At 68.8% G+C, this 2,879-nt stretch carries 3 protein-coding genes; all 3 read right to left on the bottom strand.

Annotation, left to right across the window (positions count from 1 at the left end; all coding sequences use genetic code 11):
- Nucleotides 1–64 precede the first annotated feature (64 nt).
- A complete protein-coding gene (locus SY1_RS08420; RefSeq protein WP_208873419.1) occupies nt 65–538 on the bottom strand; it encodes a hypothetical protein in 474 nt (157 codons plus the stop codon).
- 8 nt (nt 539–546) lie between these two features.
- Complete coding sequence (locus tag SY1_RS08415; protein ID WP_015556776.1) at nt 547–1,623, bottom strand: hypothetical protein; 1,077 nt, start codon at nt 1,621–1,623, stop codon at nt 547–549.
- A 182-nt stretch (nt 1,624–1,805) separates the two neighbouring features.
- Nucleotides 1,806–2,879: heavy metal translocating P-type ATPase (locus SY1_RS08410; protein ID WP_208873417.1), on the bottom strand; the 1,074-nt coding region annotated here is incomplete at its 5' end.

Raw genomic sequence — 2,879 nt, 5'->3', positions numbered from 1 at the left:
TTTGGGGTCCCATAGGGGGGTTCTCGACCCGTCGCCGGGGTAGACGACGACGCGCGACAGGGGTTCAAAGGCCGGGTCGCACTCCAGGGCCTTCGTGTAGAAGTACTGCGCCTCGTAGAACTGCCCCGTCCGCTCGTGACACAGGCCGTACCAGTACCCACGCCGCAGCGCTCCGGCGGTCCTCCTGAAGGGCCCGGCGCAGCCACGGCAGGGCCGCGGAGCAGCGGTCCTGCTCCATGAGGGCGATGCCCTGCTGCAGCGCGCTGACCGCCGGCCTGAGGGCCGTCGCCTTCCGCACCGCCTTGCGCGCCCTGGGCGCAGGCTTCGCCTTCTTCAGAGGGGCCTTGCGCACGGACTTCCGGACGGGCGCCTCCGTCCCCTTCGGGGCGGGCTCGGCGACCGGCGCCGGGGCGTCCGCTGACGCGTTGCCGTTGGCCCAAACCGGGGCGGGCGCGACGCACAGCGCCCCCGCCAGAAGCAGCGCCGCTCCCGCCGCGCAGCGGAACGGCCTGCCGTTCAACGAAAACAGTTTCCACATCACGGCCATCAGCGCCTCCCCGAAACCCCGGTCCTCTTGATCACCATATCCTTGAGGGCGATGGGTTCCTTTTTATTGTCCTTGATGACGCGGACCACCGCATTCAGATCGTACACGCGGATCACCTTCACCTTTCCGATGACCTCCGGCAGGACCGCCACGGGGTGCTCCGGGTCCACGGTGACGTAGGTGTCGCTGCGGACCACGTCCAGAACCTCCCCCACCCTCACGGAGTCCTGCGAGCCCTGGGCCATGCCGCCCAGCGAGATGATGTACTCGCGCCGCCGGCGCGTGGAGCGGGCCGTGGGGGCCAGGATGCGGCCGACGGTAGAGAAGGCGGGGGAGAAGGTGTCGTTCGCCATGCTGGCGGACTGCGGCTCGTTGCTGTGAATGACGTTCATCATCTGAGCCAGGGACTGGCGATAGGCCTCGTCGATGGCGTTCTTGACGGCCTGCCAATGGGAGGTGGAGCGGAACTGATCCCAAGTGGGGCGGCTCATCCGCTGCCCCCGGTCCTGTCCCCCGGTGAGGCCGAAGAGGTCCAGACCGTTCTTGAAGGGGACGAACAGGGACACCGCCGCCGCGTCCAGCCAGAAAGCCCCCTCCGGCGAGTCCAACGTGAAGCGCCGGTCGGCGCCCTCCGTGCTGCGCACGGCAACCTGCTTGACGTGGGCGGAGTCGTAGACCCGCAGGCGCAGCTGCACCCGCCCCGTCTCGACGTTGCCCACCGCGCGCCGCTCCTTCAGGACCGCCTCGCAGAGCTCCATCTGCACCGCCATGTCGTCGCCCCTCCGCGGCCCGGCCAGCCACTGGTTGACCCCCGACTCGTCCAGGATCCTCGCCTCGATGAGGGGCGAACGCTTGTAGAGCGTCTCCAGGTACTCCGACATCCGCCGCTCCAGCACGTTGTAGGGGTAGTACTTGCTCTCCCACACCTCAAGGCCCGTCGTGTTCAGCGTGGGGAAGATCACCACGCTGACGGTGCGCGGCTCCGGCGCGGCCGCGCCGCGGCGGGCCGGGGAGAGAACTAACGTCAACAGGACCAGAAGGACCGCTCCGGCCCTCCAAACACTGCGTATCCTCATGGGACAAGGGTCACTCCCCGCCTCGGACGGCCGCCGCCGCCAGAAATTTTAAGCTCCCCACGGGCGGCAGGACGCGCCAACCATCCGCGTGTCTCATTATTCTACCTTATTTTGCGCCGAATTTCTCAAGAAAAAAGGGGACCCCCGACAGAGGTCCCCGAAGGGCCGAGCGCGCCGCGCGCCTAAAGGTTCCTCACGAAGAGCGCCCGCATGGCGTTCAGCACCGCCAGCACCATGACACCCACGTCCGCAAAGACGGCGAACCACATATTGGCGTACCCCAGCGCGCCCAGCGCCAGGCACAGGAGCTTGACGCCGATGGCGAACGCGATGTTCTGGCGGACGATGCCGAGGCACCGGCGCGAGATCCGAATGGCCTTTGCGATCTTCAGCGGGTCGTCGTCCATCAACACGACGTCGGCTGCCTCGATGGCCGCATCCGACCCCATGGCCCCCATGGCGATGCCGACGTCCGCCCGCGCCAGAACCGGCGCGTCGTTGATGCCGTCGCCCACGAAGGCCAGCTTTCCGCCGCGCCCCTCCTCGATGAGGGCCTCGACTCGCGCCACCTTGTCCGCGGGCAGGAGCCCGCCCCAAGCCTCGTCCAGGCCCAGCTCCCGCGCCACGAGGTCCGCCGTCCCCCGATCGTCCCCGGTCAGCATGACCGTGCGCCTCACCCCGGCCCGGCGCAGCTCGGCGACGGCCTCCCGCGCGCTGGGCTTCACGACGTCCGCGATCACGACGTGACCGGCGTACTCCCCGTCGATGGCCACGTGGATGATCGTGCCGTGCCTGTTGCAGGGGTGCCACGCCGCGCCCACGGACTCCATCATCGCCGGGTTCCCGACGCAGACCGTCCGCCCGTTCACCCGCGCCCGGACCCCCTGGCCCGGCACCTCCTGCACGTCCTCCACGCTGCAGTCGTCCGCCTCGTCGGGGTACGCCCGACGCAGGGAGTTCCCGACGGGGTGCGTGGAGTAGCGCTCCACGTGGGCTGCCAGGTGCAGCAGGCCCCTCTCGTCCAGACTCTCCGGATGGACGGCCGTCACCTCAAAGACGCCCTTCGTCAGCGTGCCCGTCTTGTCGAACACCACGGTCCGCGTCCGGGACAGCGCCTCAAGGTGGTTTGAGCCCTTGACGAGCACGCCCTCGCGCCCCGCGCCGCCGATGCCCGCGAAGAAGGAGAGCGGGATGCTGATGACCAAAGCACAGGGACAGCTGACGACGAGGAAGGTCAGGGCGCGGTAGACCCAGCT

It is taken from the genome of Fretibacterium fastidiosum, assembly GCF_000210715.1.
Taxonomy (GTDB): domain Bacteria; phylum Synergistota; class Synergistia; order Synergistales; family Aminobacteriaceae; genus Fretibacterium; species Fretibacterium fastidiosum.
This window is presented reverse-complemented; position numbering and strand designations above follow the sequence as displayed.